A 22,314-nucleotide genomic window follows, 5' to 3' on the forward strand; every position below is an offset into this window, starting at 1 on the left:
CCATGAACGCACACGAATTCGCCCACCAGTCCCTGCGCACGCGTCTGGTGCTGCGCGCCGGCGCCGTCCATGCGCTGCGCGAAGAGCTTGACCGCCTTGGCGTGAAGCGCCCCCTGCTGCTGACCAGCCCGCGCACCGCCACTTCGGCGCTGTATGCCACCGTGCAGGACTTGTTGCAGGATGGCGTCGCACTCTCGGTCAGCGATATCCCGGCGCATTCGTCGGTGCAGACGGCGACCCGTATTGCCGATGCCGCCCGCCGCGCGCAGATCGATGGTGTCGTGGCCGTCGGGGGCGGCAGCGTCAGCGATACGGCCAAGGCCGTGACGCTGCTGCTGGCCGAAGGTGGCGAACTGGCCCGCCACGCCAGCCGCTTCATCCCGCCGCGCCAGGTGATCATTCCCGCGCTGCTGGCGCCAAAGCTGCCGATCGTCTCGATACCGGTCACCGCTTCGGGCGCCGAAGTGACACCGTCCTTCGGCATCCGCACCGATGCCGGCACCAAGCTGCTGTTCTGGGACGCGCAGCTCGCCAGCCGCGTCGTGCTGGCCGACCCGGCGGCCACGCGCGATATCCCGGCGGCACTGCTGCTGAGCACGGCGATGAACGGGCTGGCGCATTGCATCGAAGGCCTCTACTCGACGGCGCGTTCGCCGATTGCTTCGGTGCTGGCGCTCGATGCCACACGCCGCTTTGGCAGCGCAATGCGAGACCTGGCGCGCGACGCACAAAGCGAAGCGGCGCGCGCGGAACTGATGCTGGCTGCGCATATGTCCGGCATGGTGCTGGCCAGCGCGCGAAGCTGTCTCCATCACGCGATCTGCCATGTGCTCGGCGCCACCTTCGGCGTGCCACATGGCGCGGCGAATGCCGTGATCCTGCCCCACGCGGTGCGCTTCAACGCGCCGGCGGCGCAGGCCGAAACCGATGCGGCCGCGCACGCGCTCGGCGGCAACGACCTGCCGGCGTGCCTGATGGCCCTGCAGGCGGACACCGGTGTGCCCGCACGTCTGCGCGACCTCGGTATCGCCCGCGACGCCCTGCCCGCCGTCGCCCATCACGTGATGGGCGAGCGCGGCCTGGCGTTCAACCCGCGTCCGGTGACAGACCCCGACGACGTCCTTTCGATCCTGATGGCCGCCTGGTAGGGCGTCTTGCCACACAGGCCCCGTATAGGCCCCAATTAAAGGCCCCCATAAAAGCCCCAACATGGAGACACACCTCATGAATATCGTGCCCAACGCCGACGGCTTCGGCGCCCGCATCGAAGGCCTGGACCTGTCCCGGCCGCTGACCGACGCCGACCAGACGCAGGTCGAACAGGTGCTCGGGCGCTATGGCGTGGTCAGCTTCCCGAACCAGTCGCTCGATGCCGCCAGCCTGAAGGCCTTCAGCGAGCGCTTCGGCGAGCTTGAGATCAACGTGGCCGGCAAATACCAGGAACCGGACATACCCGAGGTGATGATCCTGTCGAACATTGTCGAGGACAGCAAGCCGATCGGGCTCGCCGACGCCGGGCAGGACTGGCATACGGACATGTCGTACAGCCGCATGATCGCGTTCTGCAACATCCTCTACGGCATCGAGATCCCGCATCGCGATGGCGAGCCACTCGGCTGCACCGAGTTCTGCAACATGCACGCCGCCTACGACGATCTTCCGGCCGACATCAAGGCGCGACTCGACGGCATGACCGTGCTGCACGACTTCAACAAGTTCTGGGAAATGATGCGGCGCGAGAAAGGCAGCCAGCGCCCGCCGCTCACCGAGGCGCAACGCGCCGCGAAGCCCCCGGTGTCGCATCCGGTGTTCCTGACGCACCCAATCACGGGGCGCAAGGTGCTCTATGCAAACCCGGGCTACTCGGTACGTATCAATGAGCTGCCGCCGCAGCAAAGCGACGAGATGCTGGCGTACCTGTTCGCGCACCAGCTGCAGGACAAGTACCGCTACCGCCACCGCTGGACCGTCGGCGATGTGCTGATGTGGGACAACATGGGCACGATCCACAACGCCGTGGCCGACTACCGACCCGACGAGCGCCGGCTGATCAAGCGTTGCCAGGTCATGGCGAACCGCTTTTTCCCGGAGGCCATCGCATGAAGATCGCGACATACCTGCACGACGGCAGGCCCGGCGTCGGCGTCTTGACCGGGGACGACCGCCTGCTCCCGGTGGCCGACTGGATCCGCGAGACGCAGGTGACGCAAGCCGTCGCGCAACGCTGTGCCGCCGCTGGCATCGAACCTGCGGCCGGTGGCATGCTGCGGCTGCTGCAGGCTGGCCCCTCGGCGCTGGCCGCGCTGGCCCTGCATGTGGAAGCCATGCGCGAAACCGGCCACGCCAGAATGATTTCTCGCGATGCCGTGACGCTGCTGGCGCCGGTTCCGCGCCCCGGCAAGATCGTCGCCATCGGGCGCAACTATGCCGACCATGCGAAGGAAACCGGCGTGGCGCCGTTCGAGAAGCCGCGCATCATCGCCAAGCTGCCCTCGAGCGTCGCGGCACCGGGCACGGCCATCCCCTGCCCGCCCGACGTGACCAAGCTCGATTTCGAAGCCGAGCTGGCCGTGGTCATCGGCGTGCACGCAAGGCATATCGAGGCGGATGACGTCCCGGCGGTCATCGCCGGCTATACCGTACTCAACGACATGAGCGCGCGCGAGTTCCAGTTCGACGTGTCGCCGCCGCAGACCACGTTTGCCAAGAGCCACGATGGCTTTGCGCCGATGGGCCCATGGCTGGTCACGCGCGACGAGGTGCCCGATCCCCAGGCGCTCACGGTAGAAGCCTGGCTCAATGGCGAGCCGATGCAGCATGGCCACACCTCGGACATGCTGTTTCCCGTCAACACGCTGATTGCCTACCTGTCGCGCTTCATGACGCTGGAACCGGGCGATGTGGTGGCCACCGGTACGCCCGCCGGCAGCGGTGCCTTTCGCAATCCTCCACGCTACCTGCGCGCCGGCGACAAGCTGCGCCTGGAGGTTTCAGGCGTGGGCGTGCTGGAGCACGGCATCGCCTGACACAGCGCATCAGCAGCAACAACAGCAAAAGCAGCAGCAACAACAGCAAAAGCAGCAGCAGCAAACCGGCGCACCAGACGCCGCATGCACGACATCCAAGGAGACAACCATGAAATGCCCCCCGCACATCGCCGCCTGGCAGCGAATGGCCGCCACGCTCGTCGCAGTCGGCGCACTGTTCGGCACCGCGCCTGCTGGCGCCGCCGGCACCTATCCATCAAAGCCCATCCGCATGGTCGTGGGCTTCGCGGCCGGCGGCCCGACCGACGTCATTGCTCGCGTGCTGGCGCAGGACATGAGCGCCACACTCGGGCAATCGGTACTGGTCGATAACAAGACCGGCGCCAACTCGCTGATCGCCACCAAGGAAGTCAAGGCCGCCGACGCCGACGGCTACACGGTGCTGTTCGCCTCGCTTTCGCACAACGTCAACGCGCTACTGATGAAGGAGCGCGCCGGCTACGACCCGCTCAAGGACTTCGTGCCCGTATCGAACGCGGCGATGCTGCCGCTGGTGGCGGTCACGGCGGCGAATTCGCCCTATCAGACGCTGCCCGAACTGATCAAGGCAGCCAAGACTGGCGACGGCGTCGTGAGTTTCGGTTCGGCCGGAAACGGCGGCTCGGGACACCTGGCCGCTGAACTGCTGGGGACGACGGCGAAAGTGCATATGACCCACGTGCCGTTCCGTGGCAATGGTCCCGCGCTGACCGAAGTGATGGCCGGCCGCGTATCGTTCACGTTCTACCCGATCATCGGCATCGCCGATTACGTGAACCAGAAGCGCCTGCGCGTACTGGCCGTCGGCACCGCCAAACGGCTGCCCGAGTTTCCCGATGCGCCGACGATGGCCGAATCCGGCTTTCCCGGTTTCGAGGAAACGGCACCGTGGGTGGGACTGCTCGCGCCGGCCGGCACGCCCAGGGAGGCCGTCGACAAACTCCATGATGCGATGGTCAAGGCACTGGCCAAGCCCGCGGTGAAGGAGCGCCTGCGCAGCCTGGGCGCGATCCCGGTTGGCGACACGCCGGCCCAGTTCGCTGCCTACCTGAAACAGGATCAGCAGCGGTGGCAGCGTGTGATCCAGTCGGCCGGCATCAAGGCAGAGTGAGCGCGAAGATGAGCGCGACGAAGAACGCCACGATGAACGCCTATTCGATTGGTGACCTGCGGGAGGCGGCGCGCAGGTATCTGCCGCGCGCCATTTTCGATTTCTTCGATGGCGGCGCCGAGGACGAAATCACGCTGGATGACAACGTGGCTGCTTTCCGGCGCATTCGCCTGGCGCCGCACACGCTCGTCGACGTGTCCTCGGTCCACACCGGCACCACGGTGCTGGGCGCCCCGGCGGCGATGCCGCTGGCCATCGCCCCGACAGGCGCGGTCGGCTTTGGCCGGCACGGCGGCGACGTGGCCATCGCGCGTGCGGCGGCGGCGGCCGGTGTGCCCTATACGCTGTCGAGCACCGCCACGGCCTCGATCGAGCGGATTGCCGACGCGGCGCCGGGACGGCTCTGGTTCCAGGCCTACATCCTGCGCAACAAGCCGTTCCTGCATGCCTGGATCGACCGCGCCTACGCGGCCGGCTACGAGGCGTTGGTCATTACGGTGGATCTGCCCGTGGGCGGCAAGCGCGAGCGGGACTTCCGCAACGACTTCCGCGTACCGTTCCGCTTCACACCGCGCAACCTCCTCGACTTCGCGACGCGCCCACGCTGGGCCATGAGTCTGCTGGCGCACGGCATGCCGGTGATGGAGAACCTGCAGGGCCTGGAGGCGGAAGCCCGGAGCGCCAGCGCCGTGGCATCGTCGGTCGGCCGCAACTACGATCCCGCATTCGACTGGGATGCGCTCGCCGCGCTGCGCGACCGCTGGCCGCGCAAGCTGATCGTCAAGGGCATTCTGCGACCTGATGATGCCGTGCGTGCGGCAGCGCTGGGCGCCGATGCGATCGTCGTATCCAATCACGGCGGGCGCCAGCTGGACGGCGTACAGGCATCGATCGATGCATTGCCCCATGTCGTTCAGGCAGTCAAGGGCTGCGTGCCGGTGCTGCTGGATGGTGGCATCAGGCGCGGCAGCGACATCCTCAAGGCGCGCGCGCTGGGTGCGCAAGCCGTGCTCGTGGGCCGCGCCACGCTCTACGGCGTGGCCGCAGCGGGCGAGGAAGGTGCGCGCCGTGCGTTGACGATCCTGCAGGACGAATACATGCGAACGATGCAACTGTGCGGGGTGACGCGCACCGAGGCAATCTCGCGCGACCTGATCCTCGGCGAGCGCCAGGGGGCCGACGACGGACCGCGCTCAACAGAGTCCACCGCGCAAGCCCGCGTCGCCGTCCGCGCCTGACGCCGTCACGTCACCCGGGTTCGGCCGGAGACCCCGATAGCCGGTTGGCACCCTTGGCCTTCGGGTCTGCGCGCACGGCGTTGCGCCGCACGACTATGCCTCGTCGATCTCGAGGAAGCGGGCGGCGAGGAAATCGATCAGCGCACGAACGGACGGCAAGAGGCCGCGGCGCGACGGATACACGGCATGGATGACGCCACCCCGCGGCTGCCACGCGGGGACGAGATGGACAAGGCTTCCTTGCCTGAGCTGATCCGTGATCAGCATGGACGGCAAGCACACGGTGCCGACCCCCGCCATGGCCGCGCGAAGCAGCGTGAGCATGTCATCTGTCACAAGCCTGGGTACATGCCGCACTTCGGCGGAGGCGCCTTCCGGGCCTTCCAGTCGCCATACGTGGCTGGGCTGCGCCGGACCCAGGTCGAGCGTGGGCAGGTGTGCCAGATCCGCCGGAGACCGCAGATCGGCCTGGCCCGCGAGGAGGCTGGGGGCGGCCACCACGCACCATGCCCGCTCGGCCAGCACCTTCATCACGAGATCGCTGTCGTCCAGCGGCGGCACCCGTACCCGGATGGCCACATCGATGCGCTCTGCAATCACGTCGACGCGCCGGTTCGTGGCCTCGAGATGCACAGTCACCTTGGGGCACGCCGCCATGAACTCCGCCACCATGTCGCCGACTCTCGCGTGAAGCAGCGCCACGGGGCAGGTGACCCGGACAATGCCCGTTGGCTCCGATCGCGTCTGGTCGATCGCCTGCTGTGCCGCTTCGGCTTCCACCAGCACCGCCTTGCAATGCCCGTAGTAACTGCGCCCGATCTCGGTCACCGAAAAGCGCCGCGTGGAGCGCTGGATCAGGCGCACACCGAGTCGCTCCTCCAGCAGGGCAATGCGACGGCTGAGCTTGGACTTCGGGATGCCGAGTGCGCGGCTGGCGGGCGCGAAGCCTTGATGGTCCACCACCTGCGCAAAGTAGAAGAGATCGTTCAGGTCCTGTTGCATCGCGGCATCGTCATCGTCCTATGGATAGAACACAGAGGATAGCTGACGCGGTCTACCGATATGCGCATTGCATGCCTATGCTTTTGATCACCGCCACCGGACAAACCGGCCGACCAATCAGGAGCATCGGATGAAGAAGATTCTGGGTATCTATAGCAGTCCACATGGCCACTGGGTCGGCGATGGCTTCCCCGTACGCACGCTGTTTTCGCAAGCAAACCTCGGCAATCGCGCCAGCCCTTTCCTCATGCTGGACTACGCGGGCCCGGCTCACTTTGCGCCGACGGCCGCGCGTCGCGGTGTCGGCGAGCATCCGCATCGCGGATTCGAGACGGTCACCATTGTTTATCAAGGCGAACTGGAGCACCGCGACTCCACCGGCCAAGGCGGAAAGATCGGCCCTGGCGACGTGCAATGGATGACCGCCGCGGCAGGGATTCTTCACGAGGAATTCCACTCGGAGGCGTTCGCAAGACAGGGCGGCACGCTTGAGATGGTGCAGCTCTGGGTCAACCTGCCGGCGCGCGAAAAAATGAGCGATCCGGGCTACCAGACGCTGCTTGACGCAAGCATCCCCCAAGTTGCGCTGCCTCGCGGCGCGGGATCGGTGCGAGTGATTGCGGGCGAATTTGGTGGCGCCCGCGGGCCAGCGCGTACGTTCACGCCGATCGACGTGTGGGATGTCCGCCTGCTGCAAGGGAGTCGTGCCGAGTTCACGGTCCCGGCCGGGCGCACCGCGCTGATGACCGTGCTGCACGGCAACGTAACGGTCAACGGCACGCAGTCGGCACATGAGGCCCAGTTGGTCGTGCTTGAACAGGCGGGCACCGGTTTCACGCTCGAAGCCGACAGCGACGCCACGATCCTGCTGCTCTCCGGTGAGCCGATCGCCGAACCGGTGGTGAGCTACGGGCCGTTTGTCATGAACACACAGCAGGAGATCGAGCAGGCCCTGTCGGACTATCGCAGCGGTCAGTTCGGGCGCATTCCCGCCGGCATCGCCTGATATCGCCGCCGAGGTCAACCCACGTCCTGGCGCGCGGCGGCTCGTCGCGCGCCATCACCTGGCAGCCGGCCCGTTTCCGGCATGCCAAACAACGCAGTTCCAGGAGATTTACCATGAGCGCTCCAGTCAACTTCAACGGCAAGGTTCCGAAGATCGACCCTGCAGATACCGCCATGCTGCTGATCGATCACCAGAGCGGTCTGTTCCAGACCGTGGGCGACATGCCCATGCCAGAGTTGCGCGCACGCGCCGCCGCACTGGCCAAGATGGCCACCTTGTCCAAACTCCCCGTCATCACCACGGCGTCGGTGCCGCAAGGGCCCAACGGCCCGCTGATTCCGGAGATCCACGAGAACGCGCCCCACGCACGCTACGTCGCACGCAAGGGCGAGATCAATGCCTGGGACAACCCGGAGTTCGTCGCGGCGGTCCGGGAGACCGGCCGCAAGTCGCTGATCATTGCCGGCACGATTACCAGTGTCTGCATGGCGTTCCCCTCCATCAGCGCGGTGGCGGATGGCTATCGGGTCTTTGCCGTGGTGGATGCTTCCGGCACATACTCGAAGATGGCGCAGGAAATCACGCTGGCCCGAGTCGTGCAGGCGGGGGTGGTGCCGATGGACACCGCCGCGGTCGCCTCCGAATTGCAGCAGACCTGGAACCGGCCGGACGCGCAGGAATGGGCGGATGTCTATACCCGGATCTTCCCCGCCTACCAGTTGCTGATCGAGAGTTACGCGAAAGCGCAGGACGTCGTGACTCATCACGAGATTCTCGACTCGCAACGCTAATCAAAAGATCCTTCCCTAGGAGTTGATGATGACCAAGACCTACAAGCGACTGGACAAGAACGACGTCGCCGTCCTGATGGTGGACCACCAGGCTGGATTGCTTTCGCTGGTGCGGGACATCGAGCCGGACAAGTTCAAGAACAACGTGCTGGCACTGGCTGACCTGGCCAAGTACTTCAAGCTTCCCACGGTGCTGACCACCAGTTTCGAAGACGGTCCGAATGGCCCGCTGGTGCCGGAATTGAAGGCAATCTTTCCGCAGGCACCGTTTATTCCCCGGCCCGGCCAGATCAATGCGTGGGACAACGAGGATTTCGTCAAGGCGGTCAAGGCCACGGGCAAGAAGCAGCTGCTGATCGCCGGCGTGGTGACCGAGGTCTGCGTTGCGTTTCCCGCACTGTCGGCCATCGCCGAGGGCTTTGACGTGTTCGTGGTGACCGACGCATCCGGTACGTTCAATGAGGTAACGCGGCATTCCGCATGGAACCGCATGGCCGAAGCCGGTGCGCAACTGATGACCTGGTTCGGCGTGGCATGCGAGCTGCATCGCGACTGGCGTAACGATATCGAAGGGCTCGGTACGCTGTTCTCGAACCATATCCCGGACTACCGGAACCTGATAACGGCCTACACGATGGCGAAGGCCGCCAAGTAGACCCCGCCAATCGCTCTGCAACTGGCGATCTGCGTCGGGAACGGGGCTTTGCCCCCGTTCCCGACGGTCGTCCGCTGTGGGACGCCGCTGTCGTGTCGAGCGTGCCAACCGCCTCAAGATGGCCCTGCCCCCTGCAATGCTTCCCGCGCCCCTCACCCTCCTCATCGGCAAGTCGCGCCGATTCCCGGTCAGGAAGGCCGCTAGCTGCATTGCGCCATCATCGCTCGTTTGCCTTGCAATGTTGACAGGCAGCAGCGATGCGCTCGCGCAATCGCCGCCGACATCGGCTGGCAGCGCGCCACCGTACAAGCTGCTGCGCTATGACGAGGACTACAGCTACCTGGAGGACACCTCGAAGAGGCAGGATGCCTCGGATCGCATCAAGCACATTCCGGCAGGCCCGCATGGGTGGTTCCTGAACCTTGGCGGGGAAGTACGAGAGCGCTTCGAGGACTACTCGGCCGCCAATTTCGGCGTGCCGGGAAAATCGGCGGACAGCTACCTGCTGCATCGCATCCTCCTGCATGCCGATTTGCATGCCGGCGACTATCTGCGTGGATTCGTCCAGCTCGGCAATCAGCTGGCCCCGGGAAAGACCGCCGCGGCGCCCCCATACCTCGATCGCGTCGACGTGCAGCAAGCCTTTCTTGACGTGCGGATGCCGCTGAACGACCCCGCCAGCGCCGACCCCGTCTTGCGATTTGGCCGCCAGGAAATGGCATTCGGATCGCAGCGAGTGGTTTCGATCCGGGACGCGCCTAACGTTCGCCGCGCATTCGATGGCGCTCGCCTGAGCGGCACCGTCGATCAGGTTCGCCTCGACGCATTCGCCACGCGCCCGGTCCTCCTGAAATCGGGGAACTTCGATGACCGGCCCAACCAATCTCAAGGGTTCTGGGGCCTCTACGCCACCTTGCCGAGAAGCATCATCCCCGCTTCCGGCATGGACCTCTACTATCTGGGATTCGAGAACAGTCACGCACTCTTTGGTGCCAGCAGCGGTGTCGAAAGACGCCACTCCATCGGCACCCGCGTCTTTGGCCAGGCGGCCGGCTTCGACTGGGACTGGGAGACCCTGGTGCAATTCGGCAGCTTCGGACAACAGGCTATCCGGGCATGGGGATTTTCAACGGATACTGGCTATACGCTCCCCAACTCGGACTGGAAGATCCGCGGCGGCTTCAAGGCCACCGCCGGTAGTGGCGACAAGGATCCCCATGACGGCACGGTCGGCACCTACAACGGGCTGTTTCCGAAACTGGCCTACTTCAATCAGGCAGGCCTCATTGGGGCATCGAATGTGATCGACATCCAACCTTCGCTGACCTTGCATCCGGCTGCAAGCGTCAGGCTGACGCTTGCGTGCGACTTCATCTGGCGAGAGACCACCAACGACGCTGTCTACACGTCTGTCGGCATTCCCGTTGCAGGTACTGCGGGACAACCGGGCAAGTACAGCAGCAGCCAGATTTCACTGGATATCTTCTGGCAGGCAAGCCGTCACGTCGCGGTCAATGCTGGCGTCGTCTACGTCGACGAGAGCAAGTTGCTGCGGGCCGTCGGCGGGCACAACACCAGCTTCATCTATCTGGCTGCCGGCTATACGTTCTGACGTGAGCCCAATCCGCGTCTTTCCAACTACCGGTGGCGCTCCGCCCCTGGAGATTCACTGAGCCTGGTGAGCATCCTCGCTTGCAGGTGCCGGCGCCCCGCCTCGCCCCTCATGGTCCCTCGCGGCCGCCTTCGACTGCGCCCGGCGTTGAAGATGCGAGATGAAACTTTCCGCCACTTCCGACAGTGGCTCGTTCTTGCGGGTCAGCATGCCGAACGCCTGCAAGTCCAGCCCGATGACGATCGGCAGCGTGACCAGCAGGCTCGCCCTGACGTGATCCCGCACGACCGACTCCGGCAACATCGCGACGGCGTCACCGGACTGCAGGAGCTGCAAGGTTGCAAAAATCGAAGAGCACTCGATCACGTCTTCCGGCGTCGACACGTGCGCCTGCGCGAACTGCCCTTCCAGCATCAGGCGCGCCGGGCTGGTCAGCGTCTGCAGCACCCACGGCCAGCGCACCAGCTCTTCCCAATCCAGTTGCTCCCTCTGCGCGAGCGGATGCCCATTGCGTACGACGATGCGTAGCGGTTCGTCGGACAGTGCCGAGAAGTCGAACTTGTTGTGATCCAGCGGGCCAGTGAATCGGCCCACGGCGAGTTCGATCTCGTGCCGCTCCAGCAGAACGCCAATCTGGTCGCTGGTCTCGCCAAGGATTCGCACATTCAAACGGGGCCGTTCGCGCTTGATATCCGCCACCGCGGCGGCGACGAGATCCGGGGCCGCCCCCATGATCGCGCCGAAAACAAGCTGGCCATGCCCGCCCCGCCGCTTGGTGTCGAGATCTTCGAGAAAGCGGGAAAGGCCAGCCTGCGTTTGCCGCGCATACGTCACCACTTCCTGCCCGAGCGGCGTCGCCCGCATGCCGCGCGCGTGACGCTCGAAAATGGGGAAGCCAAAGGCTTGCTCGATATCCGCCAACATTTTCGTGGCGGAAGGCTGGGTCACATTGATGAGCGCCGCAGCCTGATTCAGCGTCGGCGTGTCGCTTAAGGCACTCAGCAAAGCCCAGTGCTTGAGCTTGAGACGGTTCACCAGACGCGGCGTCAGCGACATTTCCAGCCCCCTTCCTATTCCAATATGGAATTGCTTCCTCGTAAATTTTGATTGGAATGATATAGCGCGCCCGCATACAGTTCAACGCATTCCACACAGACAAGACAGGAGACACGATGAAGCTGATCCGCTATGGCGCCGCAGGGCAGGAACGGCCAGGGATGGTCGATGCCGAGGGCCGCATCCGCGACCTTTCCGCCCATATTCCCGATGTCACGGGCGACACCCTCTCCCCGGCATCGGTGGCACGCCTGGCCGCCATCGATCCGGCGACGCTCCCGCTGGTGGAAGGCTCGCCCCGCATCGGCGCCTGCGTTGGCGCGGTGGGCAAGATGATCTGCGTGGGCCTGAACTATTCCGACCATGCGGCGGAATCCAATATGGCGATACCGACCGAGCCGGTGCTGTTCATGAAAGCCACCAGTGCAATCGTCGGCCCCAATGACGACGTCGAAATCCCGCCCCGCGCGGAGAAGGTCGACTGGGAAGTGGAACTCGGCGTGGTGATTGGAAAGACCGCAGGCTACGTGTCGAAGGCCGATGCGCTGGACCACGTGGCCGGCTATTGCGTCGTGAACGATGTTTCGGAGCGCGCCTACCAGCTTGAACGCGGTGGCCAGTGGGACAAAGGCAAGGGTTGCGACACCTTCGGCCCGCTGGGCCCGTGGCTGGTGACCCGGGACGAAATCCCCGACGCGCAGGCGCTCGCACTCTGGCTGGAGGTAGACGGCAAGCGCTACCAGAACGGCAACACCAGCACGATGATCTTCGACGTGCCGACGCTGGTGTCCTATATCAGCCAGTTCATGAGCCTGCAGCCGGGCGATGTGATCTCCACCGGCACGCCGCCGGGCGTGGGTCTCGGCCAGAAGCCGCATCCGGTCTATCTGGGCGTGGGCCAGGTCATGCGCCTCGGCATCACCGGGCTCGGCGAGCAGCGCCAGCGCACCGTGCCGGCCAACGTGGGAGCCGCACAATGAACCAGCTCGACATGAAAGGTCGCGTGGCCATCATCACGGGCGGCGCACAGGGCATCGGATACGCCGTGGCGGAACGCATGCTCAGGTCGGGCGCCGAGGTGGCGCTGTGGGATATCAACGAAGTCCAGCTCGCCACGGCGCGCAGCGCCCTGGCCGAGTTTGGCAAGGTCACCACCGAAGTGGTGGAGCTGACCGACGAAGCTTCCGTTGACGCCGCCACCAAAGCGACGCTGAGCAAGCTCGGCCACATCGATGTGCTGGTCAACAGCGCCGGCATCACGGGCGGCAACGGCACGACGTGGGAACTGGAACCCGACGTGTGGCGCCGCGTGATCGAGGTGAACCTGATCGGCAGCTACCTGACGTGCCGCGCCGTCGTGCCCCAGATGATCAAGCAGGCCTACGGACGCATCGTCAACATCGCGTCCGTCGCCGGCAAGGAGGGCAACCCCAACGCCTCGCACTACAGCGCCTCCAAGGCTGGCCTGATCGGGCTGACCAAGTCGCTCGGCAAGGAGTTGGCCAAGAGCGGCGTACTGGTCAACGCGGTGACGCCCGCCGCCGCCAGGACGCCAATCTTCAACTCGATGAAAGCCGAGCACATCGAGTTCATGCTGTCCAAGATCCCCATGGGGCGCTTCCTCGAGGTGGACGAGGCGGCCTCGATGATCACCTGGCTAGGCACCGAAGACTGCGCGTTCAGCACCGGCGCCGTATTCGATCTCTCAGGCGGGCGCGCCACGTACTGAGCCAACTACCGAGCCTGGACGCAGGCCTGCATCAGACAGGCCGCGACGCCACGGACCCGACATCATAAAAAGGGCGCGCCTGCCTGCAAGGCCCGCGCGCCCCGGAGACACCCATCATGAATGCCCATCGCCCGACCCTTGAGTCGGTGACCGCCAAGGCGATCGTCCGCCTGGTGCCATTTCTGCTGCTGATGTACGTGCTTGCCTTTCTGGACCGCGCCAACGTGGGCTTCGCAAAGAAGGCGTTCCAGCTCGACACCGGCATCTCCGATGCCATGTTCGCGCTCGGTGCCGGTGTGTTCTTCCTGGGCTACGCGTTGCTCGAAGTGCCGAGCAATCTGATCCTGCACCGCGTGGGCGCCCGCATCTGGATGTGCCGCATCATGGTGACGTGGGGCATGGTTTCCGCGGCCCTGATGTTCGTCCACGGCGAGATCGCCTTCTATGTGCTGCGCTTCCTCCTGGGGGTTGCGGAGGCGGGATTCTTCCCCGGCGTCATCTACTTCCTGACCAAGTGGTTTCCGGCGAGCGCACGCACCCGCGTGATGGGGATGTTCTACTTCGGCGCGCCCCTGGCGTTCATCTTCGGCAGCCCCCTCTCCGGCATGCTGCTCGAACTCGATGGCTTGCTGGGCTTCAAGGGCTGGCAATGGCTTTTCATGGTCGAAGGGCTGCTCGCGAGCATCGTGGGCGTGTGGGCGTACTGGTATCTCGACAATGCTCCACGCGATGCGAAATGGCTGTCCCCCGCCGAGCGCGAGGTCCTCGCTTCGGCCATCGAAAGCGAAGAGCACATCAAGTCCTCGCACGGACCGAGCACGGTATTGCGCGCGTTGGGCAATGGCCGGGTGCTGTTCCTGTCGCTCATCTACTTCCTGATTCAGGTCAGCGTGTACGGCGTGGTGTTCTATCTGCCGACGCAAGTGGCGGCGCTGCTGGGCAAGAAAGTCGGCTTCGAAGTCGGCCTGGTCACGGCGATCCCCTGGGTCTGCGCGCTCGCGGCGGCCTACTTCCTGCCCCGGATGGCCGAGCGGCACGGCCACCATGAGCGCATCGCACTCGCCACGCTGGCCGTGGCCGCCGCCGGCATCGCGCTCTCCGTCAATACGGCATCTCCGGTCGTCGCGCTGTTCGCCCTGTGTCTGGCGGCGGCTGGCTTCATCGGCGTGCAGCCGCTGTTCTGGACCTTCCCGACCAACTACCTCGGTGGTGCCGCGGCGGCTGGCGGCATCGCCCTGATCAATTCGCTCGGCGCGCTCGGCGGATTTGTCGCGCCGAACGTCAAGACGTGGGCGGAGCATGCCTTTGCATCGCCGAGTGCGGGACTGAACATTCTCGCCGTGACCACCGCGATCGGCGCACTGCTGTTCCTGAAACTCCGAAGCCCGGGTGCTGCCGCTCCGGTGGCGAATCCTGGAACACGCTCGGCCTGAACCCAGGCGGTTCGCCCCGAATATCTCCGACCCAACAATCCGAGCTTTTTGCAGGAGTCCCCAAAATGTCCATGCCTACCATCAAGCACGTTCGCGCCTTCACGCTGCGCGGCGCGGGCGCTGACTACCATGACCAGGGCGATGGTCACTGGATCGACGATCACATCGCCACGCCCATGTCGAAGTATCCCGAGTACCGGCAGAGCCGCCAGAGTTTCGGCATCAACGTCCTTGGCACGCTGGTGGTCGAGATCGAGGCGAGCGATGGCACCGTGGGCTTCTCGGTCACGACTGGCGGCGACCTTGGCTGCTGGATTGTCGAGAAGCACCTTGCCCGCTTCATCGAGGGCCAGAAGGTGACGGACATCGAGAAGATCTGGGACCAGATGTTCAACGCGACGCTCTACTACGGCCGCAAGGGCATCGTCCTCAACACCATCTCTGGCGTGGACCTTGCGTTGTGGGATCTGCTGGCCAAGGTCCGCAAGGAGCCCGTCCACGCGCTGCTGGGCGGTCCGGTGCGCGACGAGCTGCAGTTCTACATGACGGGCGCGCGGCCCGACTTCGCCAGAGAGCAGGGATTCATCGGCGGCAAGCTGCCGTTGCACCACGGCCCCGCGGAAGGCAAGGAAGGCCTGAGGAAAAACCTGGAATTGCTCGCCGACATGCGCGAGAAATGCGGCCCGGACTTCTGGCTGATGTACGACTGCTGGATGAGCCTGGACGTCGACTATGCGACGCGTCTCGCGCAGGCCGCCTACAACGAGTTCGGGTTGAAATGGATCGAGGAAGCCTTGCCGCCCGACGACTACTGGGGCTACGCCGAGCTACGTCGCAATGTGCCGCGCGGCATGCTCGTGAGCACCGGGGAACATGAGGCAACGCGCTGGGGCTTTCGCATGCTGCTGGAGATGGAGTGCTGCGACATCCTGCAACCGGACGTCGGCTGGTGCGGCGGGATTACCGAGCTGATCAAGATCTCCGCACTGGCCGACGCGCGCGGCAAGCTGGTGGTTCCCCACGGCTCATCGGTCTACAGCTATCACTTCGTCATCACGCGCCACAACAGTCCATTTGCCGAATTCCTCAACATGTCGCCGGGCGCGGACGAGATCGTGCCGATGTTCCATCCTCAATTGCTTGACGAGCCCATACCGGTGAACGGGCGCATGAAGGCCTCCGCGCTGGATGCCCCCGGCTTCGGTGTGCGCCTCAACCCCGAACTGCCGTTGCACCGGCCGTTCGCACGCTGAGGCGCCTCCGGGTTGCCGGCGCCGGCCAGCTTACTGCCGATGAATCGCCAGCGGTCCGAACGACTGCGTGACCGGCATGACTTCCACGAAGTTGATGTTGACGCGCGCGGGCAGCGTCGCGGCCCAGAACACCGTATCCGCGATATCGTCGGGCGTCAGGGCGTCGGCGCCTTCATAGACCTTTTCGACGCGTGCCTGGTCGCCGCTGAATCGCACCGCCGAAAACTCGGTGCCGCCAACCAGACCTGGCGCCACATCGGTAACGCGTACGCGGGTGCCTTGCAGGTCGGCGCGCAGGTTCAGCGAGAACTGGCGCACGAATGCCTTGGTCGCGCCATACGCGTTGCCGCCCGGATAGGCGTAAGCGCCTGCGGTCGAGCCAATGTTGATCACATGGCCCCGGTTGCGCGTGACCATGCCGGGCAGGACGGCACGCGTCATGTACATCAGCCCCTTCACGTTGGTGTCGACCATCGTGTCCCAGTTGTCCAGGTCGGCGCTCTGTGCCGGTTCCAGCCCGAGTGCCAGGCCGGCGTTGTTGACCAGCAGGTCGATGTCGGCGAAATCGGCCGGCAAATTGGCCACGGCGGCGGCCACGGCATCGCGGTCGCGCACATCCAGGATCAGCGGCAACACCTTGTCGCGGCCAAGCTCGGCGGCCAGCGCTGCCAGGCGATCCTCGCGGCGCCCGGCCGCGATCACGCGATGGCCCGCATTGGCGAAACGTCGGGCAATGGCGGCGCCAAATCCTGAGGTGGCGCCGGTAACGAAAACGATCATCTTGCTCTCCAACTGGGACAGGTTCGGCCAAGATACTACACCTGCCCAAGGCGCAGATGATGGATGAGCTCGAGGCTATGTTGCCCGTGAAACCAGAGGTCATCGGAAACAACCAGGGCAATCAGCCATGACGCCGCGACGATGAGAAGGTCGCAGCGCCCGCTGTTCCACCAGTTCAGGGAGTGGCGGCCGGCGATCCAGGGCACACCCAGCGGATTTGGCCAGTCGGCCAGCAGGTGCATGACGCCACCGCAGGCGAAGCCGAATGCCGGCGCAGCCAGCGTATGGGTTCCCAGTGCGCGGTATGCCCACACCAGGAGGCCGATCCAGGCGATACCCCAGTGCGTCCAGGTCCGATGGGTAATCCACAGGCGGCGCGACTTTGACCACCAGGCCAACTCCAGCCAGTCGGGGGCGGTGCTGCCGAGCAGCGCCATCACGAAGCCAGCCGCGCTAGCCCAGTGCCACCCTCCACCACCGTGCTTCGCGATCACGGCGGCGGCGATGACGGCCGCCGCCCATCCGGTGGCGTGGTGTGCTTTGCTTGAGGCCATGATGGAGCTGCGCGGGTGAGCCGGTGGTCGATGAAGGGCCGCAATCTTGGCAGATATGCCCGTGAAACGCCAGCGCCGGGCTGCCTGTCGCCGCGCCCTGCCGCTCAGGCCGGACGCACCATCACGATCAACCGGAGGGCCAGCAGCACCAGTACGGTGGCGAGCCCCAGCGATTGCAGGCGCGCGAACTTCGGATTGCCATCCAGGAAGCGGCGGACGGCGCCGCTGCCCACGCCGAGGGCGGCGTGGAACACGATGGCAATCGCGGTCAGCACGCTCCCGAGGATCAGCAATTGCCGCGCGACCGGCCCATGGCCCGGCACGACGAATTGTGGGAGGAACACCACGAAGAACAGCAAGGCCTTGGGGTTGAGCAGGCTGTTCAGCATGGCACGCGCGAACACGGCTTTCAGCGTCGCCTGCGACGCGATGGCGCCGCCCGGTGCCGCCGGTGCCTGCAGGCACTTCCAGGCCATCCACAAAAGGTACGCGGCCCCGCAATAGCGAATGACGTCGAAGGCCATCGGCATGCTGCCGACCACGGCTGCGATACCCGTGGCGGTGAGTATCGTGAGCACCAGGTCCGCCGCGCCAATGCCCAGCGCCGAAGCCACGCCGCCGCTCCAGCCGTAGGTCACGCCATGCGTGACCACGAACATCATATTGGGCCCCGGGGACATCAGCAGGAACATCACCGCCACGGCGAATACAGAGAGGGTTGCCAGATCCGTCATGCAGTGCTGCCTGTTGGTTGAATGCTGGTAGAGTACGACCACAACCTGAAACAACCAAAAAATTGTTCTAGATACAACCATGGCCAGGGCGCGATACAAATCGATCGTGGATCGGATAGCCGCACGCATCCGCGCGGGCGAACTACTGCCGGGCGCGCAGCTGCCCACAGTTCGCGCGCTGATGCGGGAGCATCGCGTCGCGCTGGCCACGGCCTTGCGGGTATATGGCGAACTCGAGGCGGTCGGGCTGGTGGTCTGCGAACCCGGCCGTGGCACCTTCGTACGCGATACCTCGCTACCGCGCGGGCTCGGGCTGGAGCAGCACCCGCTCAAGGCCGGCGCGGTGGACCTGACGTTCAATTACCCTTCGCTGCCGGACCAGGCGGAATTGCTGCGTGAAGGCCTGCGCAGCCTGGCCGTGTCGGGCGATCTCGATGCGCTGCTGCATTCGGCGCCCCAGGGCGGCCGACTGCACGAGCGGCAGACCGTGGCGAGGCATTTGCGGAACCGGGATATCCGCGTCGGCGGCGACCAGGTACTGATCGTCAACGGCGCCCAGCAAGGATTGGCCGTGACGGTCATGGCCCTGCTCAAGCCTGGCGACGTACTGGCTGTCGACGCCCTCACCTATCCCGGCATGAAGGCGCTGGCGCACGCGCATCGGCTGGATCTCGAGCCGCTCCCCCAGTCCGCCCGCGGCACTGACCTTGATGCCCTGGCCGCGCTCTGCAAGCGGCGGCCCGTGCGGGCCATCTATACGATGCCCACGCTGCACAATCCGCTGGGAACGGTCATGCCGGAGCCGGATCGCGCCCGCCTGGCGGCGCTTGCCGATGCGCACGATTTCCTGATCATCGAGGATGGCGCCTATGCCTTCCTGGCCGAGCCGTCGCCGAAACCCGTCTTTACCCATGCCCCGCATCGGACCATCTACGTGTCGGGCCTTTCAAAGAGCGTGGCGTCCGGCTTGCGGTTTGGATTCGTCGCGGCACCCCACGCCCATATTCCCGCCCTCGAACAGGCCATTCGCATATCCACCTGGAACACCCCTTCGCTGACCGTCGCCCTGGCCTGCCGCTGGATCGAAGCGGGTACGGTGGATGCCCTGGAGGACCGCAAGCGCAAGGACGCCAGGCAGCGCCAGGACCTTGCCCGCCAGGTCTTGCAAGGCTGCACGGTCATTGCCCACCCTTGCTCCTATTACCTTTGGCTGGAACTCGGAGAAGGCTTGCGCGCCGACCGTGTCGTAGCCGAACTTGAACGCAAGGGGGTACTGGTGACGACCGCGGAGCCATTTGCCGCAGCGCCTTACGTCCCTCACGCATTGCGGGTGGCGCTGGGATCGATTGGGCTGGGAACACTGCAGCGGGCGCTTTGCGAAATCCGGGCCGTGGTCAGGCAGTGATCGGGAGCGCGTCCGGCCCGTTCGATGCTGCCAACCGAGCGGCCGGATTGCGTTGCGCGAAGCACCCCAAGGGACAGGCAAGCGCCGTCGCGCCTCCTCTCCCCCGATCTGCCGGGATGATTCCGCGCACGCATGAGCGCCGGGGACAGCGCGGGCGTCCAGCGCCCTTTTTCGTGCGGACATCATGAAATTCTGCCGTGAGAGCTTACAAGCGCGTATGCTGGAACTGCCACCTTGGCAAGCAACGCACCAGGAGCCAATCATGGCCAAGAGTCAACTACGCAGCACTCGCGAAGCAAAAAAGCCCAAGCAGCCCAAAAAGCCGTCAGTGCCAGCAACCCCGTTCAGCACAGTTCATTCGAGGGTTGGCAACGAAGGTGTCGCCAAGAAAAAGTCGTAAATCCGGGGGCCGCGGAGACGCGGCACAGTGATCACACGCAACTTGTAGCGCTCACCGCAGGGCATCGATATCTACATTGAAAGTTGAAAGCGCAGACCGCTTCGGGAGGCGCATCATGATTCATCACAACACGGACCCCACTTTTCGCGGGCTTCCCCTCACCGCCGAGCAAGACTCGGAAATTCGTCACTACCTGAACAGGAAGACCAGGCTGGGCAAGCCATGGAATACCCCCGAGCTACGCGGAATGCTTGAGGACATGCTGCTGCCGCCGAGTACCGAGGACGACAACCAGAGCGATATTCCCCGCGACGCGTTCGCCGCCGCAGAGCGCGCGGCCGCGTTCGTCGACCAGGACATGGAGCCAATCGAGGCGTACGAGGAATTGCATGCCGCGATGGAAGCCGAGAGCATGAAAGGAGATATGCACTAGCGGACCCGCTTGGCAGTGATCGTAGCGACCCGGTCCGTCAAAGGCGTAGCACACAGGACGACAACATGGCACTTAGTTTTCCCAACCCCAGCCGCAGCTATGACGGAGCCCGGCATGGCGTGTGGTTCTGGGGTTATGACAACGCACGCGAGATTACTTTCCTTGTGGAAGACCGCGTGCTGATGAGTCTCGACTCCACGCTCAGTTCTGACGAATCCACGGCGCTGGCGTCCTTCGACCGGCATCGCGACGAGATCCTGAGAATCGCGATGGCCCTCTATGCCGAGGGGCAACAAACGATCTATACGCTGCACTAGGAAGCCCCGCCCGAGTCAAGGCGATGAGAACGCCAGCTCGAAGAGGCATCCTGACGACACTGCCTTGCCAAGTACGTCGAGTGGGACCTGCTGCCTCGATGACGTGATGAACAAGCGATCGCCGTTCTCACCGCCAACGCAGACATCAGACGGGCAAGGTACGGGCATGCCGACGACACGGTCGAGCGTTCCATCGGGCAGGAAGCGCATCACGGACCAACCCTCGCAGAGCGCGGTCCAGATCCCGCCACCCGCGTCCAGGGCCAGGCCGTGCGGCTTGCCGGCTCCCTTCGGCACCGTTGCCAGCCGCCGTATGGACTGACTCTCGGGCTCCAGTACGAGGATGGATCCAGATTCAGGCGTGGTGGCATACAGGCGCCCTTCCTCCGCCGACCATTGCAGCGCCTGCACAGGCTCGGCAATGGTCCACTGCGGTTGCCACGCACCGCCACGGCGATACGAACCGACGATACAGCTCCCGGAGGAAGCCGCCACCGCCGCCCACAGGACGCCGCTCTCCCCCTCGCATAGCGCCATGGCTTCCCGTACTGTGGCCGGCCATCCTTCGACAGGACTGACGGTGCCGTCGGGGGCGACGCTGACTACCCCGCCATCGTGCAATACCAGTACATTGCTGCCATCTGGCAAGAGCGCGCGGATCGGTGTCTCTATCCGCGCAAGCACGCGATCCTGCGAAGTGCCGTCCGGCGCCACGTCCAGGCAACGCACCGCTGGCGCCAGCACATCCGCCCAAAGCAGCCGGCGGGTGGCGGCATCCCAGAATGGATAGCCGCCCTGGAATGCCCACGGGCCCGCTACGGGTTGCACCGCAGTGTCATGGATCGCTGGCTTGAGCGCCCCCATTTCCGCACCGATGCGCCGGGCGGCCTGGGCGATCTCCGGACCGAGCAGTTCCAGCCTTTCACGGGTCAGGCGGTATGCCGGGCCCGCCACGCTGATCGCGCCGCGCACCGCGCCCTGCGGATCGACGATGGGCGCGCCCACGCAACGCACACCCAGCACGATCTCCTCGTCGTCGATGGCATAGCCGCGTGCCGCCGTGATGTTCAGCTCGGCATTGAGACGGCGGCGATCGGTAATCGTGAGGGGCGTCAGTGGCTTCAGCGTGAGATCGCGCACGATGGCGTCTCGCGCAGGACCGGCCATCGCCGAGAGAATGGCCTTGCCCTGGCTGGTGCAATGCAGTGGCTTGCGTTCCCCCAACGCGGCAGCGGATCGCTCGCTGTGCGCGCCATCGCAGCGTTCAAGCGATATCACTTCGAGCCCATCGAGGGTGGCCAGGTAGCACGTTTCGCCGGTCAGGTCGCGCAGGCCACGCATCTCGTTGGCGGCGGCGGCCACGAGATCGGGCATCGTATAGGCCTGCCGGGACATCTCGAAGCAGCGGAAGCCCAGCCGGTAGACCTTGCGCGCCGGATCACGCCGCAGCATGCCGCGCGCCACCAGCGTTGCCAGCAATCGGTAGATGGTCGTTCGGGGCAGCGCCAGTTGCGTGCTCAGGTCGGTCTGGCTCAGGCCATCGGGGGCAGCCCCCACTGCTTCGAGCACGTCGATCGCCTTTTCGATTGCGCCGGTGCCGTCACCAGGATTCGCGGACATATCGGTTTGTCTCAGTATCTGGAAATCAGCGGCCATTTCCCGATGGGAGACGGCCTGGCAGTCATTCTAAAACCGCGGAAAGCTGACTAGGATGTGAGCGAGGCAACGGCGTGACGCAGCAACTGGCGCCCGCCAACGCGATTCCCAGTATATGGGACA

Annotated in this window: 22 protein-coding genes; 16 read left to right on the plus strand and 6 right to left on the minus strand. The window is 65.1% G+C overall.

Annotation, left to right across the window (positions count from 1 at the left end):
• The first annotated feature begins 2 nt into the window (after positions 1 to 2).
• The 5 genes from BLR29_RS16035 (at position 3) to BLR29_RS16055 (ending at position 5,375) form a co-directional block, all read left to right on the plus strand.
• On the plus strand, positions 3 to 1,148 hold the full coding sequence (locus BLR29_RS16035; protein WP_092138002.1) for an iron-containing alcohol dehydrogenase family protein: 1,146 nt from the start codon (positions 3 to 5) through the stop codon (positions 1,146 to 1,148).
• A gap of 76 nt (positions 1,149 to 1,224) precedes the next feature.
• Entirely contained in the window at positions 1,225 to 2,103 is an 879-nt protein-coding gene (locus tag BLR29_RS16040) for a TauD/TfdA dioxygenase family protein (protein ID WP_092138003.1), read from the plus strand.
• A complete protein-coding gene (locus tag BLR29_RS16045; RefSeq protein ID WP_092138004.1) occupies positions 2,100 to 3,026 on the plus strand; it encodes a fumarylacetoacetate hydrolase family protein in 927 nt (308 codons plus the stop codon). Before BLR29_RS16040 ends, BLR29_RS16045 begins: the two co-directional genes overlap by 4 nt.
• 109 nt (positions 3,027 to 3,135) lie before the next feature.
• Complete coding sequence (locus tag BLR29_RS16050) at positions 3,136 to 4,137, plus strand: Bug family tripartite tricarboxylate transporter substrate binding protein (protein ID WP_255371278.1); 1,002 nt, start codon at positions 3,136 to 3,138, stop codon at positions 4,135 to 4,137.
• Between the two features lie 8 nt (positions 4,138 to 4,145).
• Positions 4,146 to 5,375, plus strand: coding sequence for an alpha-hydroxy acid oxidase (locus BLR29_RS16055; protein ID WP_092138257.1), 1,230 nt, complete (start codon positions 4,146 to 4,148; stop codon positions 5,373 to 5,375).
• 93 nt (positions 5,376 to 5,468) lie between these two features.
• On the opposite strand, the gene BLR29_RS16060 is transcribed toward BLR29_RS16055, so the two are convergent.
• A complete protein-coding gene (locus BLR29_RS16060) occupies positions 5,469 to 6,377 on the minus strand; it encodes a LysR family transcriptional regulator (protein ID WP_092138005.1) in 909 nt (302 codons plus the stop codon).
• A gap of 130 nt (positions 6,378 to 6,507) precedes the next feature.
• Here BLR29_RS16060 and BLR29_RS16065 point away from each other — a divergent pair, with 130 nt between their 5' ends.
• The 4 genes from BLR29_RS16065 to BLR29_RS16080 all read left to right on the plus strand — a co-directional run bounded on the left by BLR29_RS16065 (position 6,508) and on the right by BLR29_RS16080 (position 10,441).
• The gene (locus tag BLR29_RS16065; protein WP_092138006.1) at positions 6,508 to 7,383 is read left to right on the plus strand and encodes a pirin family protein; all 876 of its coding nucleotides are present in this window, start codon (positions 6,508 to 6,510) and stop codon (positions 7,381 to 7,383) included.
• A 113-nt stretch (positions 7,384 to 7,496) separates the two neighbouring features.
• A complete protein-coding gene (locus BLR29_RS16070; protein WP_092138007.1) occupies positions 7,497 to 8,174 on the plus strand; it encodes an isochorismatase family protein in 678 nt (225 codons plus the stop codon).
• 28 nt (positions 8,175 to 8,202) lie between these two features.
• Positions 8,203 to 8,829, plus strand: coding sequence for an isochorismate family cysteine hydrolase YcaC (ycaC, locus tag BLR29_RS16075; protein ID WP_092138008.1), 627 nt, complete (start codon positions 8,203 to 8,205; stop codon positions 8,827 to 8,829).
• A gap of 238 nt (positions 8,830 to 9,067) precedes the next feature.
• On the plus strand, positions 9,068 to 10,441 hold the full coding sequence (locus BLR29_RS16080) for an alginate export family protein (RefSeq protein ID WP_092138009.1): 1,374 nt from the start codon (positions 9,068 to 9,070) through the stop codon (positions 10,439 to 10,441).
• Positions 10,442 to 10,495: 54 nt separating this feature from the next.
• Here the strand turns inward: BLR29_RS16080 and BLR29_RS16085 are convergent, their stop codons facing one another.
• A complete protein-coding gene (locus tag BLR29_RS16085; protein WP_092138010.1) occupies positions 10,496 to 11,497 on the minus strand; it encodes a LysR family transcriptional regulator in 1,002 nt (333 codons plus the stop codon).
• A gap of 116 nt (positions 11,498 to 11,613) precedes the next feature.
• Between BLR29_RS16085 and BLR29_RS16090 the strand changes: the two genes are divergently transcribed.
• From BLR29_RS16090 to rhmD, 4 genes are all read left to right on the plus strand, one after another.
• The gene (locus BLR29_RS16090) at positions 11,614 to 12,477 is read left to right on the plus strand and encodes an ureidoglycolate lyase (RefSeq protein ID WP_092138011.1); all 864 of its coding nucleotides are present in this window, start codon (positions 11,614 to 11,616) and stop codon (positions 12,475 to 12,477) included.
• On the plus strand, positions 12,474 to 13,226 hold the full coding sequence (locus BLR29_RS16095) for an SDR family NAD(P)-dependent oxidoreductase (RefSeq protein WP_092138012.1): 753 nt from the start codon (positions 12,474 to 12,476) through the stop codon (positions 13,224 to 13,226). The genes BLR29_RS16090 and BLR29_RS16095 overlap by 4 nt, the downstream gene beginning before the upstream one ends.
• A gap of 116 nt (positions 13,227 to 13,342) precedes the next feature.
• On the plus strand, positions 13,343 to 14,659 hold the full coding sequence (locus tag BLR29_RS16100; RefSeq protein WP_092138013.1) for an MFS transporter: 1,317 nt from the start codon (positions 13,343 to 13,345) through the stop codon (positions 14,657 to 14,659).
• Positions 14,660 to 14,724: 65 nt separating this feature from the next.
• Entirely contained in the window at positions 14,725 to 15,912 is a 1,188-nt protein-coding gene (gene rhmD, locus BLR29_RS16105) for an L-rhamnonate dehydratase (RefSeq protein ID WP_092138014.1), read from the plus strand.
• Positions 15,913 to 15,942: 30 nt separating this feature from the next.
• Here rhmD and ydfG read toward each other — a convergent pair whose 3' ends face one another.
• The 3 genes from ydfG to BLR29_RS16120 form a co-directional block, all read right to left on the minus strand.
• Entirely contained in the window at positions 15,943 to 16,692 is a 750-nt protein-coding gene (ydfG, locus tag BLR29_RS16110; protein ID WP_092138015.1) for a bifunctional NADP-dependent 3-hydroxy acid dehydrogenase/3-hydroxypropionate dehydrogenase YdfG, read from the minus strand.
• A gap of 35 nt (positions 16,693 to 16,727) precedes the next feature.
• Entirely contained in the window at positions 16,728 to 17,246 is a 519-nt protein-coding gene (locus BLR29_RS16115; RefSeq protein ID WP_092138016.1) for a metal-dependent hydrolase, read from the minus strand.
• 104 nt (positions 17,247 to 17,350) lie between these two features.
• A complete protein-coding gene (locus BLR29_RS16120; RefSeq protein ID WP_092138017.1) occupies positions 17,351 to 17,980 on the minus strand; it encodes a LysE family translocator in 630 nt (209 codons plus the stop codon).
• 79 nt (positions 17,981 to 18,059) lie between these two features.
• Here BLR29_RS16120 and BLR29_RS16125 point away from each other — a divergent pair, with 79 nt between their 5' ends.
• From BLR29_RS16125 to BLR29_RS16140, 3 genes are all read left to right on the plus strand, one after another.
• On the plus strand, positions 18,060 to 19,385 hold the full coding sequence (locus BLR29_RS16125; RefSeq protein ID WP_092138018.1) for an aminotransferase-like domain-containing protein: 1,326 nt from the start codon (positions 18,060 to 18,062) through the stop codon (positions 19,383 to 19,385).
• A 515-nt stretch (positions 19,386 to 19,900) separates the two neighbouring features.
• A complete protein-coding gene (locus BLR29_RS16135) occupies positions 19,901 to 20,218 on the plus strand; it encodes a hypothetical protein (protein WP_092138020.1) in 318 nt (105 codons plus the stop codon).
• Positions 20,219 to 20,283: 65 nt separating this feature from the next.
• Positions 20,284 to 20,535 carry a DUF1488 family protein gene (locus BLR29_RS16140; RefSeq protein WP_092138021.1) on the plus strand — a complete coding sequence of 84 codons (252 nt, stop codon included), beginning with the start codon at positions 20,284 to 20,286 and terminating at the stop codon, positions 20,533 to 20,535.
• Between the two features lie 15 nt (positions 20,536 to 20,550).
• Here BLR29_RS16140 and BLR29_RS16145 read toward each other — a convergent pair whose 3' ends face one another.
• Positions 20,551 to 22,155 carry an IclR family transcriptional regulator domain-containing protein gene (locus tag BLR29_RS16145; RefSeq protein ID WP_092138022.1) on the minus strand — a complete coding sequence of 535 codons (1,605 nt, stop codon included), beginning with the start codon at positions 22,153 to 22,155 and terminating at the stop codon, positions 20,551 to 20,553.
• Positions 22,156 to 22,314: the final 159 nt, after the last annotated feature.

It is taken from the genome of Cupriavidus sp. YR651 (assembly GCF_900101625.1).
Taxonomy (GTDB): Bacteria; Pseudomonadota; Gammaproteobacteria; order Burkholderiales; family Burkholderiaceae; genus Cupriavidus.